The sequence below is a fragment of the Brevibacterium aurantiacum genome (assembly GCF_900169065.1).
Taxonomy (GTDB): Bacteria; Actinomycetota; Actinomycetes; order Actinomycetales; family Brevibacteriaceae; genus Brevibacterium; species Brevibacterium aurantiacum.
The window spans coordinates 27,023-42,088 of record NZ_FXZB01000008.1; the positions used below are offsets into that span (position 1 = coordinate 27,023).

General features: G+C 61.6%; 17 protein-coding genes. 8 read left to right on the forward strand and 9 right to left on the reverse strand.

Annotated features, from left to right (window positions below):
- Window positions 1–40: 40 nt before the first annotated feature.
- Entirely contained in the window at window positions 41–799 is a 759-nt protein-coding gene (locus BAUR9175_RS06800; RefSeq protein WP_096158545.1) for an SDR family NAD(P)-dependent oxidoreductase, read from the reverse strand.
- Window positions 800–851: 52 nt separating this feature from the next.
- Window positions 852–1,994, reverse strand: coding sequence for an acetamidase/formamidase family protein (locus BAUR9175_RS06805; RefSeq protein WP_009884787.1), 1,143 nt, complete (start codon window positions 1,992–1,994; stop codon window positions 852–854).
- Window positions 1,995–2,181: 187 nt separating this feature from the next.
- Here BAUR9175_RS06805 and BAUR9175_RS06810 point away from each other — a divergent pair, with 187 nt between their 5' ends.
- Window positions 2,182–2,829: a phosphatase PAP2 family protein gene (locus tag BAUR9175_RS06810; RefSeq protein ID WP_226829742.1), complete on the forward strand. Its 648-nt coding sequence runs from the start codon at window positions 2,182–2,184 to the stop codon at window positions 2,827–2,829.
- Between the two features lie 17 nt (window positions 2,830–2,846).
- On the opposite strand, the gene BAUR9175_RS06815 is transcribed toward BAUR9175_RS06810, so the two are convergent.
- The 3 genes from BAUR9175_RS06815 to BAUR9175_RS06825 form a co-directional block, all read right to left on the reverse strand.
- Window positions 2,847–3,449 carry a PadR family transcriptional regulator gene (locus BAUR9175_RS06815; protein WP_009884785.1) on the reverse strand — a complete coding sequence of 201 codons (603 nt, stop codon included), beginning with the start codon at window positions 3,447–3,449 and terminating at the stop codon, window positions 2,847–2,849.
- Window positions 3,450–3,518: 69 nt separating this feature from the next.
- A complete protein-coding gene (gene ligM, locus BAUR9175_RS06820; RefSeq protein ID WP_101583325.1) occupies window positions 3,519–4,922 on the reverse strand; it encodes a vanillate/3-O-methylgallate O-demethylase in 1,404 nt (467 codons plus the stop codon).
- Between the two features lie 80 nt (window positions 4,923–5,002).
- The gene (locus BAUR9175_RS06825) at window positions 5,003–5,854 is read right to left on the reverse strand and encodes a methylenetetrahydrofolate reductase (protein ID WP_009884783.1); all 852 of its coding nucleotides are present in this window, start codon (window positions 5,852–5,854) and stop codon (window positions 5,003–5,005) included.
- Between the two features lie 269 nt (window positions 5,855–6,123).
- Here BAUR9175_RS06825 and BAUR9175_RS06830 point away from each other — a divergent pair, with 269 nt between their 5' ends.
- On the forward strand, window positions 6,124–7,437 hold the full coding sequence (locus BAUR9175_RS06830; RefSeq protein ID WP_257944289.1) for an MFS transporter: 1,314 nt from the start codon (window positions 6,124–6,126) through the stop codon (window positions 7,435–7,437).
- A 28-nt stretch (window positions 7,438–7,465) separates the two neighbouring features.
- On the opposite strand, the gene BAUR9175_RS06835 is transcribed toward BAUR9175_RS06830, so the two are convergent.
- The 3 genes from BAUR9175_RS06835 to BAUR9175_RS06845 all read right to left on the reverse strand — a co-directional run bounded on the left by BAUR9175_RS06835 (window position 7,466) and on the right by BAUR9175_RS06845 (window position 9,272).
- Complete coding sequence (locus BAUR9175_RS06835; RefSeq protein ID WP_009884781.1) at window positions 7,466–7,972, reverse strand: DUF3237 domain-containing protein; 507 nt, start codon at window positions 7,970–7,972, stop codon at window positions 7,466–7,468.
- A gap of 52 nt (window positions 7,973–8,024) precedes the next feature.
- Complete coding sequence (locus BAUR9175_RS06840; RefSeq protein ID WP_133067130.1) at window positions 8,025–8,621, reverse strand: hypothetical protein; 597 nt, start codon at window positions 8,619–8,621, stop codon at window positions 8,025–8,027.
- A 468-nt stretch (window positions 8,622–9,089) separates the two neighbouring features.
- Window positions 9,090–9,272, reverse strand: a complete 183-nt coding sequence (locus BAUR9175_RS06845; RefSeq protein WP_009884779.1) for a hypothetical protein — start codon at window positions 9,270–9,272, stop codon at window positions 9,090–9,092.
- A 216-nt stretch (window positions 9,273–9,488) separates the two neighbouring features.
- Here BAUR9175_RS06845 and BAUR9175_RS06850 point away from each other — a divergent pair, with 216 nt between their 5' ends.
- Entirely contained in the window at window positions 9,489–9,737 is a 249-nt protein-coding gene (locus BAUR9175_RS06850) for a hypothetical protein (protein ID WP_009884778.1), read from the forward strand.
- Window positions 9,738–9,824: 87 nt separating this feature from the next.
- On the opposite strand, the gene thpD is transcribed toward BAUR9175_RS06850, so the two are convergent.
- Window positions 9,825–10,733: an ectoine hydroxylase gene (thpD, locus tag BAUR9175_RS06855; RefSeq protein WP_371860654.1), complete on the reverse strand. Its 909-nt coding sequence runs from the start codon at window positions 10,731–10,733 to the stop codon at window positions 9,825–9,827.
- A 253-nt stretch (window positions 10,734–10,986) separates the two neighbouring features.
- Here thpD and BAUR9175_RS06860 point away from each other — a divergent pair, with 253 nt between their 5' ends.
- The 5 genes from BAUR9175_RS06860 (at window position 10,987) to BAUR9175_RS20045 (ending at window position 14,979) form a co-directional block, all read left to right on the forward strand.
- Window positions 10,987–12,333, forward strand: a complete 1,347-nt coding sequence (locus tag BAUR9175_RS06860) for a dicarboxylate/amino acid:cation symporter (protein ID WP_180959214.1) — start codon at window positions 10,987–10,989, stop codon at window positions 12,331–12,333.
- 257 nt (window positions 12,334–12,590) lie between these two features.
- Entirely contained in the window at window positions 12,591–13,067 is a 477-nt protein-coding gene (locus BAUR9175_RS06865; RefSeq protein ID WP_101583331.1) for a hypothetical protein, read from the forward strand.
- 37 nt (window positions 13,068–13,104) lie between these two features.
- A complete protein-coding gene (locus tag BAUR9175_RS06870; RefSeq protein WP_101583333.1) occupies window positions 13,105–14,130 on the forward strand; it encodes a D-cysteine desulfhydrase family protein in 1,026 nt (341 codons plus the stop codon).
- Between the two features lie 70 nt (window positions 14,131–14,200).
- Entirely contained in the window at window positions 14,201–14,668 is a 468-nt protein-coding gene (gene rraA / locus BAUR9175_RS06875; protein WP_096159559.1) for a ribonuclease E activity regulator RraA, read from the forward strand.
- A 2-nt stretch (window positions 14,669–14,670) separates the two neighbouring features.
- Window positions 14,671–14,979 carry an immunity protein CdiI family protein gene (locus BAUR9175_RS20045; RefSeq protein ID WP_096158538.1) on the forward strand — a complete coding sequence of 103 codons (309 nt, stop codon included), beginning with the start codon at window positions 14,671–14,673 and terminating at the stop codon, window positions 14,977–14,979.
- Window positions 14,980–15,066: the final 87 nt, after the last annotated feature.

Genomic DNA, 15,066 nt, shown 5'->3' on the forward strand with positions numbered 1-15,066 from the left:
ACGCGACGAGTCCGATGACGACTGAACGATCACACTGATTTCAGAACTGGATCCCGCGAGTCAATGCTCCGTCGATCAATAGGTTCGCCCCAGACGTCCGGCTCGACAGAGGACTGGATAGGAAGACGACGCTGGCAGCTGTCTCCGCTGGTGTTCCCATACGTCCTGTGGGGTTCAGACCCAGCGCGAACGAGAACAACTCAGGATCGTTCGTCTCGATTCCCGGCCACACTCCATCCTCGTGATATGTATTGCCCGGCGACACCGTATTCACCCTGATGCCCTTGTCAGCCAGGCTGAGAGCCAACCCGGCCATGTAGCCGATGATCGCGGTCTTCATCGTGCCATACGGCCCGGATGCGAAGTCGGCCTCACGCCCCGAGACACTCGAGATGGAGATCAGCGACGCCACATCGCTCATCTCCAAATGGGGAATGACGAGTTTGGACAGGTTGACCGTGCCCATCATGTCGACGTTGAACGACTCGTACCAGTTCTCCTCGGTGTCCGGAATCGCCAAGGCGCTGACACTGCTGACAACCATGTCGATGGTGCCGAACTCTGCGACTGTGGCATCAACCCATGCGGACAGAGACGTGGCATCTCGAACATCGAGGACCGTGCCGAGGGCCCTACCCTTCGAAGCCAAAGACTCTTCCGCCTCGGCGACCTCTGAGGCGCTTCGTGCGCAGAAGGCCACGTTTGCGCCCTCGGCCAGAAAAGCCTCAACGATGGCACGCCCGATACCGCGTGTGCCTCCGGTGACCATTGCTGACTTTCCGCTGATCTTCAAGTCCATGGTGAGACCCTTTCTCTTCGACGTTCGCGGGTTCTGAGTTCGCTGTCTGGGATCAGACCAAAGAGCGAGCACGATCGCGGAGGTCCGCGTGCATCCCGTTGAACGCGCTCCGCTCCGGCAGCAGGGACTTCGCGATCTTCGTCATCACGCTGTAATTGGTGTCGACGACATTGGCGACGGGGACCAGCGAGATCTGGGTGAGCAGCTGATAGGCGTCCATCCTGTCCAGCCCGTAGAGCTCGCCGAGCCACTGGATCATCTGCACTTGGGAGATCCTCCACGAGTCCTCCATCGGTCGGGAGGATCCGACGACCATCCAATGAGCGTCGTCTTCCAGACGCGGCCACGCCGGAGCACCGCCTTTGATGAGATCGACGATGATCGTCGAGTTCATCGCTCCCTCCACTGCAGTACCGCAGGCTTCACCTTCGCCCTGCCGGTAGTGTCCGTCGCCGATGGAGAACATGGCACCTTCAACGTTCACACCGAAGTAGGCAGTCGTCCCGACTCTCATCTCCGGGGTATCCATGTTTCCGCCGAAGCGTTCGGGTGTCAGAGAGGAATGCACCTCTCCGCCGGCCGGGGCCACCCCAACGGTTCCGAGCATGGGTTCGATCGGCAGGGCGACTTCGAAATCGCCCGTGCATGTCTGGAATCCCACGGTCTGCGCGGTGGAGTCGATTTCATAGATCCAGACGCCTTCGGGAAGATGATCGTGGAGCAGGCTCGTCCTGTCAGTGGCGGTCAGCCCGCCGAAGAAGGGAATCATGGCGGAAGCACCCCAACCACGAGCCGGGGTCAGGTCGACGATGTGGAGAGCCAGCGTGTCCCCAGGTTCGGCCCCTTCGACATAGAAAGGGCCGGTCTGTGGATTGAGACGCCGCGGATCGAGCACCGTGCTTGGAATGTCGGTGGCTGAGGTGATTGCATGGTTGAATGCGTCCTCGGACCACAGTCGCAGGGTGGTACCGGGCTTGATCGCGGCTGCCGGCCGGCAGCCGCCGAAGGTGTAGACGAATTGATTGTGTTCAGGAACAAAGTCGACGACGTCCATACTTGATGCTACGTGATCATTGTCACTGGGCCAATGGTTCTGCTGGTCGCCCCAGGGCGCTGATTCGTCACCGTGCACGGGATCTGCACTGAACGCCTCATGAACTTCCTTGGAATGGGCGACGTCTTCGATCTGCAACATGACAGGGCTGAGGCAGTTCCCGAACTACAGCAGTGTCAACAGCAGCACTTGCGACGGACTAGACTTTCCCATGATGGTTGTCGATTCACATACGGCGTCTGATGATCCGGTTGGCATTCCCTCCGATCGTGACAGACTGCGGGCTCAGAGCAAGGGGTGGCTGGATCAGGCGACCTCAATTTGGGTCTTGACGCTGGGTTTCATCGTGCTGACCGTCCTCGCCGCCGGGCCGGTACGAGTACTGGACTACCAACTCAATCGGCGTTGGCTCTATCTCTTCAATCCCGATCTGGTGTGGTTCGCACAGAACGTGTTGGATCGCATCGCCGGGCAAGCAGTCTGTCTGCCTGTGCTGGCGGCCGTGGCGATCACCCTCGCGTATCGACGCCGATCCTGGCGTCCGATCGGATTCGCGCTGGCAACGGAAGCAGCGTTCTACATCGGCGTCGGGGGTCTGAAAGTTCTCCTGGCACGGCCGTCGACGACCTTGCACGATCCGAGGTTCTTCCAAGGTGGTCTGCTCGACTTGGGTGATCGTGGAATCAGCTACCCCTCTGGGCATTCCTCCGAAGCGATCCTCATCTACGGGGCAGCTGTCTACCTGATCGCCCATTACAGCGGCGCCTCCCAAAGAGTCGTGCACGGACTCAGCTGGGTCGTGGCAGCGATCGCCATGAATTCCGTCGTGGTGTCATTCCTCCTCGGGTGGCACTGGATCACCGACCTCGTCGGCGGCCTCATCGCCGGTGGTCTGTTCCTGCGAATCCTGACGACGCTCGACCAGCGGCTCCTGGACCGGGAGCGAAGGAAGACCTTCCTCGCTGCAACTCTGTGAGCGGCTTCGATCTCGCCCTAGTGCGAACTCCCTGCGGCAGTGCGCTCGAGTCTTTTGCTGAGCTTCAGCCCCCGCTGCGCCCATTCGATCTCACTGCGGGCACGAGCGGCCAAACCTTCGTAGGCGAACTTCTTGTAGGCGATGGTGACTTCACGGTCCGCATCGGCGGTGACCGCCAGACGGCGATTGAGCATCGGGGATTCGAGTGCCTCGATCGTAGCGATCTCGTCCTCCCAGACCTGCAGCTCACTCTTCCAGTGAGCGATATGTTCATTGAGGAATGCGTAGACAGCCGCCTGGTCGGCTGATTCCAGATAGGCGGCTCGCAGGTGGGCGGCATCTCGTGTGCGTTGGTACTTCAGTGGGCCGTTCATCCAGTCGGTGAAGGCACGCTCCCCCGCCTCGGTGACATGGTAGACGCGGCGCATTCCGGCGGATCCACGGGTCTGCTCCTCGGCGACGATGAGCTCTTCCGTCGCCATTTTCCGCAGTTCCGGATAGATCTGCGAATCCGGGGCATGCCAGACGTGGCCGACGGACTGGGAGAACTGCTTCTGCAGCTCGTAGCCGGACATCGGGCCGATGCGCAGCAGAGCCAGGAGTGCACTTCGGAGACTCATCGTGGTTCCTATTCTGTGAATCAGCGAGGCGCCCGGGCGCTCTGCCCGGGCCCCTTCAGACTACAACTCTCAGGCGTCTTGGCCGGTGCGCCACCCGCCACGGTAGGTCTGACGTGCAACGGTCGAATACGGAACGGGGCTGACGACGACGCCGACCTCGGTCTGCTCATGGGGCTCGACCGATGCCTTCGAGGTACCACCGTCGGGCTCGCCCCAGACGACCTTGAGCTCAGCACCCTCGGGAACGTCGGGATTGACCGTGGCCAAGGACAGACCTCGGCGCTCATTGGCCGAATAGCCGGTGAACATCGAGAACCCGACGACATTGCCATCGGCGTCGATGACCGAGTCATAGTTCGCCGAACCGTAGTTGGCCAAGGGCAGATCGAAGTACTTGTAATTCGGTCCATCGACGTTGAGCGGGGAGGCCAACACTTCACCCAAGTCGTCGGCGTCCCAGGCCAGCGTCACCTTCTTGCGCTGCGCTGCCGGATCCATGGCCTCCAGCGCGCTGCGGCCGATGAAGTCGTGGTCGAACTTCACGAACGACCCGTAGCCGAGCTCCCACGGGGTCAGGTAGTAGTCCTCGATGTTGTCGGAGACGAACGACCCGGCCAGTGTGCCGGTCGCTTCATAGCTGTCAGCGCCGAGCCATTCGCGGTATCCACGCTCGGCCTCACCGGAGTAGATGGCCGGCAGCGGCGAGGGGATCCAACCCGACTCCAGGGTGTTCGATGGGTAGGCTCGCGCACCGACGGGCAGGAGACCGAACTCGGCGCCCGCCTCGACGATGGCATCCCTGATCTCATCATGGTCCTGGTAAGGTCCCCAGATCTCGAGGCCGGGGGCACCGGCCATGCCGTGGCGCAGGGTGCGGACCTGTTTGCCGGCGATGGTCATGGTCGACATGTTGAAGAAGCGCAGCTTCTCCAGTTCGCCACCATTGAGCTTCTCGATGATCGCCCAGGCATTGGGGCCCTGGATCTGGAAGCGGTAGTAGCGGCGGCTGACGGCGTGGCCGTATGGCCGCGATGGGGACCGGCGATCGACCTCGATGTCGAGGTTCGCATAGCCGCCGGTCTCACCGTGGTAGAGCAGCCAGTTCGATGCCGGCGAGCGCCCCACGTACACGTACTCGTCCTCGGCCTCATGGAAGAGGATGCCGTCGCCGATGACGTGGCCGGATTCGGTGGTGGGCACGTACTGTTTGGCCTTGTTCACGGCGAACTTGGCCACGGAGTTGATCGCGGTGTCAGAGATCAGGTTGATGGCATCGGAGCCCTTGAGGAACACGTTGTCCATGTGGTGTGACTGGTCGCAGAGGACTGCAGTTTCGCGCCAGGCCTTCTGTTCCTTGATCCAGTTGGTGAAGTCGGCGGGGACGACCGGGTAGATGTAGGAGCCGATCTGCGAATTGCGCAGGTGGTCGACGGCATTGGTCGAATCGAGGATCTGCTGGAGATTGTCGGTCATGGTCGATGAACCTCTCTGTTCTTGTCGCTGTGTGGGTGCTGCTGTGGAGTGGCGACTTGCTGGGTCGTCGGGTATCGCTGTTATGCCTGTGTGGTGAAGTCCTGGACCCATTCGGCTGTGGCCGCGAGTCCGCCGAAGGTGTAGAAGTGGGTCTTCACCCCTGATGTCGCCGAGGTGATGGACTCATATGAGGACAGATCGGTGAGGAATCTGTCCGGTCCGGCTGTGCCGAGGAGGTTCGTCAGTGAGAACCCGTACTTCTTCGCGATTCCCGCACTGGTGCCCACTCCGAAGCGGCGAGCATAGCCCAGGAGTCGCTTGATGCCTGCGGGCCCTGGCGTGCCGATGCGGATGTCGGCCTCGACGCCGTGGCCACGCACCTCGTGGACCCACGCCACGACTGCCTCGGCGTCGAAGGCGAACTGGGTGAGCACGACTTGGCCCAGCCCCTGTTCCGTCAGCGATGCGCTTTTGGCCGACATGTGCTCCCACAGGGTTTGGGTGCTGATGTCGGGATGGCCCTCGGGGTAGCCGGCGATCCCCACCTCGGCCACACCGTATTCCTGCAGGATGCCTGTGCGAATGACCGAGAGCGAATCGGGGTAGGGACCTTCAGGGGTCGCGGGGTCTCCCCCGACGACGAAGACACGGTCACTGGCTCCGGCCTGCTGGAGAGCGTCGAGGAACTCGCGCAGCTCGGTCTCAGACTTCAGTCTGCGAGCCGAGATGTGGGGCACGGGGACGAACCCGAGTTCGAGCACTTCCTTCGCCGCCTCGAGGCGCATCTCGAGGTTCTCATTGCCGAGGAACGTGATGTTGACGCGTGTTCCCTGGGGAATCGCGTGGGCGGCCTGCTGGAGGCCGGGGACGTCTTTGCCGGTCATCTCCAGCGAGAAGTCGTCCAAGACGTTGGTTGCGGTCGATGCCTCCACGTGGTGATTCCTTTCATGAACACTGCGGTGGGTTCGTGAAATCACTATACGCATAGGCATTTACCTATGTCCATAGGTAACTTGATTATTGACATCGCTCGCTGGCGCGGAGGCACGGACGACCATTGCCCGAGCATCTCGGCGCTGATAATGTGCCCATCATCACGTTTTACCTATCTTCATAGGCATCTTGCAACGATGCGGATGCTTATCTCACCACAGAATCGGAGTACGCGGTGGACCTGCGCGAACGACTCAACACCTCTCGAATGTCGACCTATCAGTGGCTGATCGTCGGCATCTGCACCTTCCTCAACGCCCTCGACGGTTACGACGTCCTGGCCATCTCGTTTACCTCGAACCAGGTCAGTGAGGAGTTCTCCCTGTCCGGAACGGCTCTCGGTCTCGTGATGAGCGCCGCGCTGCTCGGGATGGCGATCGGTGCCCTGACCCTGGGACCGGTCGCCGACCGGATCGGACGACGGAACATGACGATCATTGCTCTCATCGTCAATATCTGCGGTCTCTTCCTCTCCGCCACCGCCACCTCGGCGACGGAACTGGGCATCTGGCGCATCGTCACGGGCCTGGGCATCGGCGGCATCCTCGTGGGCACCAATGTCATCTGCGCCGAATACGCCTCACGCAAGCGTCGTGGCCTGGTCATCAGCATCTACACCGCCGGCTACGGAATCGGTGCGGCGCTCGGCGGATCGGTGATGGTCTCACTCATCGCCACCTCCGGATGGCGTTCGGTCTTCATCCTCGGTGGATGCCTGGCCACGCTGTCTCTGGTGCTCGTCCTCTTGCTGGTCCCCGGATCGCCGTCCTATCTCTACAACCGGCGACCGGAGAACGCGGTGAAGAAGCTGACGCTGATCGCCCGCCGGCTGGGCCACACCGAGCCTGTTGATCTGAATGCCACGACCGCGGAGCAGGAGAACAAGGCGGACGATTCCGGTGTACTGGCACTATTCAACCGTCGCAATCGCCGTGTCACCTTCGTCGTCTGGGCAACGTTCTTCATCGTCATGTTCGGCTTCTACTTCGTCAACTCCTGGACCCCACGCCTCATGAACGAATCCGGGCTCACCGACACCTTGTCGATGATCGTCACCGTCGGACTGACCTTGGGAGGAGCCATCGGATCCGTGGCCTTCGGACTGTTCACCTCACGCTGGTCAACCCGCTCGGTGCTGATGAGCTTCTCCGTGCTGGCCGCGATCCTCATGGCCGTCTTCATCTTCACCGCGCAGTGGATCGTGCTGGTCATCGTCGTCGGTGTGCTGGTGGGAATGTTCAGCAACGGCTGCATCGCCGGCCTCTACGCCCTCACTCCGCAGTCCTACTCGTCTTCCCTGCGCTCGACCGGCGTGGGCTGGGGAATCGGCATCGGTCGCTTCGGCGCGATCATCGCCCCGACAGCCACGGGTGCGATGCTCGACGGTGGGTGGAGTCCGCAGGCGATCTACGTCTTCGTCGGTGTTGTCCTCCTCCTGGCGGCGGTCGTGCTGCTGGGTATGCGCGGAGTCGACGTCGAGGCGAACCGGAAGCCGGAGATTCGGGAAGGCGCTGCGGTGTGAGGTGTGGACCTCAGAGGAGGATTGAGCGTTACAGCACCTGGGAGATATCGATCCTCACACCGTTGGGGCTGCGAACTCCGGAGCCAATGAACAGGACCTCGCTCATCCAGGCATAGGGACCGGACCGGTCAGCACTCAGGCGGGGTACGCACCGAAAGTAGATTCTCTCGGGATCGACGTGTTCACCGTTCATCAGTTTGTTCAGGTCGCTGGTGCTGCCGGTGCGCAGCGCACGGTTCTCCACGAGAACATGGTGCCCGTCATCGGTTTTCAGCACATAGTCTGCCGCGAGGTAGGCAACGGTGTCGATCGGGTACTGCTGGAAGTCGGCACCGGCGTCGAGGACTGTGCCGTTGAGTTCTGGTCCGGTGACTCGGCCGCCGCGGATCGGGACGATTTTGCGCAGCCCGTCGACCGTATTGCCGATCATGATCGGTGCCTCCACTTCAACGTCGATGGTCGCCAGGTACGCCAGTTCCGGAGGCGTGATTTCGTTTGGGGGCGTGCCGGTCGGCTTCCCGGGCACTGCATTCATCCAGGTCTCTCCTCGTAGTCGCCGGTGGTGGCCCTATTCGTACCTCGAGCGGTCACGCGTCGAAGTTGGAACAGCTTTCGCGTGCCTGGTCGAGCGACGTGGAGAGACCGTCGGTGTCCATCGTCGCCCCGTCACTGATGAGCTCGTAACCAATCTTCTCCAGCTCAGCGTCGACCGGTTCGCTCGTACCGCCTCCCCCACTGCCGAACAGGCCTCCTGCAGCCGCCACCTCATTCCACACAGGGTCGTCGCCGAACTTCGGTTCCTCGGACTCCCACGCCGCCGCATCGGGATACTGTTCAAGCGTCTGCTCGACAATTCGGCACCCGTAGACCGTCTGTCCCGTTTCGGAGGTGTCCGCGGCAGACGGCTGACCTTCGTAGCTCGTCGACAGAAAGTCTCCGCAGACAGAGATCGTCGAATCAACGAGGGGCCCGAATTGGTCCCTCTGCAGCGTATTCACGGCACCGACGAGCTCACGGCCCAGATCTTGCACTTCTTGGTCTACGGGATCACCCATCGGTGCAGCCCCACCGAACAGACTGCCAATGGACATCAGCTCAGAAAGAACCCGATCCTCGCCGAGTTCTGGGGGAGAATCTGTCCATGCCTGGCTGTCTGGAAAGTCGGTCTTCACCTTGTCGGCCAACTGGCATCCATATGCGATCTGGTCGTCCGGAGACATTGTCCCGGCCGCCGAGGAATTGCTCTGGGCGCTGTCTTCAGTGCTGTCACCAGATGACCCACCAACGGCGGATTCGGAACCTGAGCAGCCCGAAAGTCCAATCACCAGCGCGAACATCCCAGCGCCGACAGCTCTCGATACAGTCCGCTGTCCCAAGAGAGACGGCCTCGGCGAATCCACGTCACAGGTCTGCATATTTGTCCTCTTCAGAAGGTGTTCGTCGCTCGTCGCCGGCTTCACTGCGGGCGTAATGGTCTACGGAGCCGATTCTGCCATAAGAACGGCGTGGCACCGTTGACTGACTCCCGAGCTCGGCGTCTCGCTGCCGCCGGCCCTCGGCAGTCAACGCCGGAGATGACAAGGCGCGCTGTCGCAGAGGATCGAACTTCCGATCCTCTGCGACAGCGCTCGTCATTTCAAGTGTGAACCCGGTCAGTAGTGTCCTGGCGGGTCACTGGCGGGGAATGATTCGTCTTCCCATTCGTCGACCATCTTGTCGTCGTGATCGTGTCGGCTCTGCGCGGATTCTGACCTTTCAGCGGAACCTTCGGTCGCCTCGGCGGGGGAGGTTGAGGACTCGTCCTGCCCGTTCTCTGGCTGGTGATTCTCAGACATGGCTGCACCTCCCCTCGGAAATCAGTGCTCGAACCTGGTATCACCATCATGCGCGCTCAATCGCCCCAGCGATACGGCAACGGCGTGATTTTCGTCAACCATTTCGGACACAATCGCCCGGTAGCGACGGCGACAGCATCAGTCCCCTACTGAGCCGGAGCCTCCCGGAGTAGCATGAGAACCAAGTACGATCTGCGCAATGCGAGGTGTTGGGACATGAACGATGATCAGAACCTGCAGACGAAGGCCGATGAGATCAACAGCAGACTCGATGAGGCGGCCTCGAGGGCCAGCGGACCCGACGTCTCGTACGGATCGACTCCCGGATACGTCCAGGACAATGTCGAAGAGGATGCTCAGGCCGCTGCCGAGGACGAAGGTGTGACGCTCTATCGTCACCCGGACGGCTCGCACGAGGCGGTCGACGAAACGAAGATGACTCCCGAGTCCGACTCAGACGGCTGACCCGCCACGCAAGGATGAAGCCCGGCACCTGAACGACCAGGTGCCGGGCTTCTGAGCATGCCTGCTCCATCAGGCGGTCCAGGGACCTCAGGAACCGGCGGGAGTGAAGTCCGTGCTGCCGGCGAACTCGGGCCGCGGCTTCGGTGCGGCGAAGGGTTCGACGCACGTGTTCTCCACCGAGTTGTAGACGATGAAGATGTTCGACCGCGAATACGGTGTGACATTGCCGTTCGAGGCGTGCATGCAGTTGGAGTCGAACATGACCGCACCGCCGGCGGGCCCCTCGAGGACGTCGATGCCGTACTCATCGGCGAAGTCGCTCAGCGTCTGCGGATCAGGGGTGCCCGCACCCTGCATCACCAGCGACTTCTTGTAGTTGTCCTCCGGTGTGCCGCCGACGCAGCTGATGTAGCGCTGATGCGATCCGGGCATGATCATCAGCGGCCCGTTGAACGAGTAATTGTCGGTCAGCGACAACGACAGGCTCACGGCACGCGGCTCGGGCATACCATCCTCGGCGTGCCAGGTTTCGAAGTCTGAATGCCAGGAGAATTCCTTGCCGACGAAACCGGGCTTGTAGTTGATGCGGCTCTGGTGGATATAGACCTCGGACCCCAACAGCTGTTCAGCGCGGGCGATGACCCGCGGATCATTGGCGATCTTGCGGAAGATCTCGTTGCTGCGGTGGATGTCGAAGATCGACCTGACCTCGTTGGACTTCGCCTCGACAATGGTCGCGTCGTCGTCCTTGATCGTCGGATCGTTGGCCAAACGGTGCAGCTCGGCCCGGAACGTCTCGAGCTCATTCGGGGTGATGAGCTCGTCGATGGTGAGATACCCCTTGTCGTCGTAATGCTGCAGCGTCGCCGCGTCGAGGGGGCCCTGTTCGGCCGAACCGAATGCGATCGGACCCCTGCGGTCGAGAATTTCGGTTTTCTCGCCGGATCGAGTGGGGTAGAGATCCTTGGTTGTCGATGGTGAGATTACAGTCATCATTCTCCTTCCTCGGATTGTGCGAATGCCTCGTCGCCCCGGGACAGGATCTGCGGGAACGACAGAAGCATTCCGCTTGTGCCGCCACGCTAACAGGGGGATCGATTCGGTGAAACCCCCGTTCTGGCTCATCCGTCCTGGTGGTCGAACCGCCGCTGAGACAAGCGCACTTCCTGTTCTCGGGCGGACTAGGATCTGCGTAGCCACCCTCATGTCGTGGCACTTCCCATGTCCCTCGTGTTGAAAGGCAGGACAGATGTCGACCCCCGCCGACTCCGAGCTTCAGCCGCCCGCCTCGCCCAGATCCTCGTCGAGACTTCGCAGCATCCTGGCCAGCTACCGCTTCCCGCTATTCATCCTCACCGGCGTCGTCATCGGCGCAATCATCGGGCTGATCTTCGGCGAGAGGGCCGCGGTCATCAAACCCTTCGGCACCCTGTTCATCAACATGATGTTCACCCTCGTCGTCCCACTCGTCTTCTTCTCCATCTCCTCGGCGGTGGCGGGCATGTCCTCGGCCACGCGACTGGGCAAGATCCTGGGCTGCATGCTCGGCATCTTCGCCATCACCGGCATCGTCTCCTCCATCGTCATGATCGCGGCCCTGTGGATCACCAACGCCACCGAGGGCGTCAAGGTCGAGATGACACAGCCGGAGGACGTCGAAGAGGTCGGGTCGCTCGGCGATCAGCTCGTGTCGACCTTCGTCGTTGACGACTTCTCGAAGATCCTCTCCGCCGAGCACATGCTCGCCCTCATCGTCTTCGCCGTCATCGTCGGCATCGCCACCTCCAAGATCGGCGCAGTCGGCAAACCCTTCGCCCAGTTCCTCCGCTCCGGTTCCGAGGTCTTCCTCAAGTTCACCTCGATCATCATGTACTACGCCCCGATCGGCCTGGGCGCCTACTTCGCAGCTCTGATCGGTGAGCTCGGAGCACAGCTGGTCGGTGACTACGTCCGCGCCTTTCTCGTCTACTACCCCGTGGCCATCGTCTACTTCGTCGTCGCCTTCACCCTCTATGCCTTCCTCGCCGGCGGCCGGCGCGGGATCTTTGCGTTCTGGTCGAACATCATCGAACCGACTGCGATCTCCTTGGGCACGTCCTCCTCGGTGGCGGCGATCCCGGCCAATCTCCGAGCCGGCAAGCGCATCGGCGTGCCCCGCGATATACGGGAGACGATCATTCCGATCGGGGCGACGATCCACATGGAGGGCTCGAGCCTGTCCGCGATCCTCAAGATCGCCTTCCTCTTCGCCGTCTTCGGCCGCGACTTCTTCACCCCGGGCAACATTCTCATCGGCATCGCCGTGGCACTGCTGGCCGGGATGGTCATGGCCGGAATCCCCTCGGGTGGGTTCATCGGCGAGCTGATGATCATCACCCTCTACGGGTTCCCCGCCGCAGCCCTGCCCATCATCCAGATCATCGGCACCGTCATCGATCCCCCGGCCACCACCGTCAACGCGGTCGGCGACCAGGCCAGTTCCATGATGGTTGCCCGCGTCCTGGACGGGAAGGACTGGATGGACAAATCCGATGACGATACGACCGATGAATCGGAGGTCTCCCCCGCCGAGGTGGCTTCGACCGAAAAATCTTGATCACGATCCGATTTCGACATCGTCCTTGAAAGCCTCCTTGTCGAAGTCCTGAATCGCCTTTTCCACAAAGATCCATGTGAATATCTCAAAGCTGCGATCTCATCGCAACGTGAAGTTCGCAGAACTGCAACAGTCACTGAGCGTTTTCTCAGGGACCGTTGTTCGTCGCTCACCTGCGATGACGATAATCATCGTGATCGATGACTATCTCTGACAGGCACCAGCACTGTCGGTCACCAGCAGGAGGCAAGGACGCCATGACCACCACCATTCGCAAGCACGCAGCAGCATTGGCCATCGCAGGATTCGCCGGAATCGCCGGAGTCGGGATGACCGGCGCATCCGCGCTGGCTGCAACGCACTCCCCAGCAGATTCCGGGTCGAGCTCTGAGGTCAGTGTTGCCGTCGGCGCGCACAGTGATGGTCATCCGACGAATGCCTCCGGCTACGCGGATGCGCTTGTGAAGGCGTGGGGTGTCGGCTCCGAGGAGGAAGTCAACGAGTATGCCACGCCCGGCGTGGTCAAAGCACTGTCTGAGCATGGTGACGTGTTTGCGACGCAGTGGGATCGCATCGCCGCCGACGGGGCCGGGGAATCATCCTCCGTGGTCTACCAGAACAAGGTCACCAAAGAATTGCTGACCTTCAGCGTCAACAATGAGGGCGCCACACATGGCCTGCATCCGGCTGTTCACCATGTCCAGTTCAAGGACGCCACCCACCCGTCTCTCTGAGCCTTCACAAGGCCGGTGGCAAGTAGACTCGGGAACCATGGCTGACCTCAACACACTGCCCCGCCGCCGGTACACCAACGGACCCACCGCGCTTGACCATCTCGAGCGTCTGAGCAGGCAGTTGGGCGGGCCGCAGATCTGGATCAAGCGTGATGACCAGCTGGGACTGACCCAAGGCGGGAACAAGACCCGCAAACTCGAGTTCCTCATCGCTGATGCCCTGGCCCAGGGTGCCGACACCCTCGTCACCGCAGGCGGAGTGCAGTCCAACCACTGTCGACTCACCCTCTCTGCCGCCAGGCGTGAAGGGCTCGAGTGCCACCTGGTCCTCGAAGAAGACCTCGGTTCCGATGGTGCGCCGATCCCAGCAGACGCTGGCGGGAATCCTCCGGAGCACACGGGCAATTTCCTGCTCTTCGACCTCCTCGGCGCGGACTCGGTTGAAGTCCATCCCAACGGCAGTGACCTCATTGCTCGCGCCCACGAGTTGGCTGGCGAGCTCAAGGCTCAGGGGCGCAATCCGTATGTCATCTCAGTCGGTGGCTCGAACGTCACCGGTGCCCTGGGCTATGTCGATTGTGCGCAGGAGCTGCTCACCCAGTTCGCCGAGGTGGGCCTGGACGTTTCGTCGATCGTGACCCCGAGTGGGTCTGCTGGGATGCAGGCCGGACTCATCGTCGGCCTGCACAGTGCCGGCAGTCAGATTCCGGTGGTCGGCATCAACGTCAGCCGCTCGCAGGAGGAGCAGGAGCCGAAGATCGTGGGCCTCGTCGACGAGGTGGCCTCATTCCTTGAACTTCCATCAGTCCCCCGCGAACGCAGTCTCGGCCTCGGCGACTACTTCGGTACCGGGTACGCCCTGCCGTCCCCAGAGATGGTCGAAGCCGTGCGGCTCTTTGCCCAGACCGAGGGAATTCTCCTTGACCCGGTCTACACAGGGAAGGCCGCGGCAGGTCTCATCGACCTGGTCCGGCAGGGACGGTTCGGGACCGACGATCACGTGGTCTTCATCCATTCGGGTGGAGTGCCTGGACTCTATGCTCGGGCCGGAGCATTCGCATAGTCTGGAGCCAACGACGAACGTCTTCTCAAACAATCCGCTTGCGTGACTCACCTACCTGGAGGACACCACCATGACAGTCTCGACCGCCGATCTCTGGGACGAACGCGGACCAGAGCTGGAATCTATTGCCCTGAACTTCGGTGACTTCGGCGCCAAGGACTCATTCTCCGGTCCGGCCCGAACCGTTCGCTGCTACCAGGACAACGCACTGGCGAAGTCGACGCTGTCCCAGCCCAGCGATGGTGCCGTACTCATCATCGACGGCGGCGGCTCGATCGCCACTGCCCTGATGGGTGACATGATCGCCGAGCTCGCTGTGAGCAACGGTTGGGCCGGAGTCGTCATCAATGGAGCCGTCCGCGACCGAGTGGCGCTGTCGTCCATGGGCTTGGGCATCAAGGCCCTGGCCAGCAACCCGCGCAAGAGTGCCAAAACCGGCGAGGGAGAACTCGACGTCACCCTCGAGATCGGCGGCGCCACGATTCGCCCCGGCGCCATGGTCTTCGCCGACCCCGATGGTGTAGTGGTGGAGAAGTAGCGGTGGGCAGGAAACTGCGCGAGATCAGGTACTTTCCCGATCATGGGCGGAAGCATCCGCTATGGGAAAGCGGCACCGACCAATATGCAATGGACCCCAGTGACTACGACCTGTCCGATGGACTTTCATCCGGGCTGAGGGAGTTGATGAGGTTCTGGAACGCACACTTCAGGGATTCACACGGTACAAGTTTCGAGTGGGACTCAGCTGAGAACGAGCAGCACTATTGGGAAGAAGGCGATCGGCTCCTTGAGCAGCTGCGCTCTGAGGTCGCAGACATAGCTGTCGTTAGCGATGAGCGGCGCTACTAGGGCCACTTGTGCATCGCAGTGGAGCCTTGCCGAACGTGCCCTCGGTTCGGTTCTGGTGGCAGGAGAGACTCCGACTGCCGCCCGAGC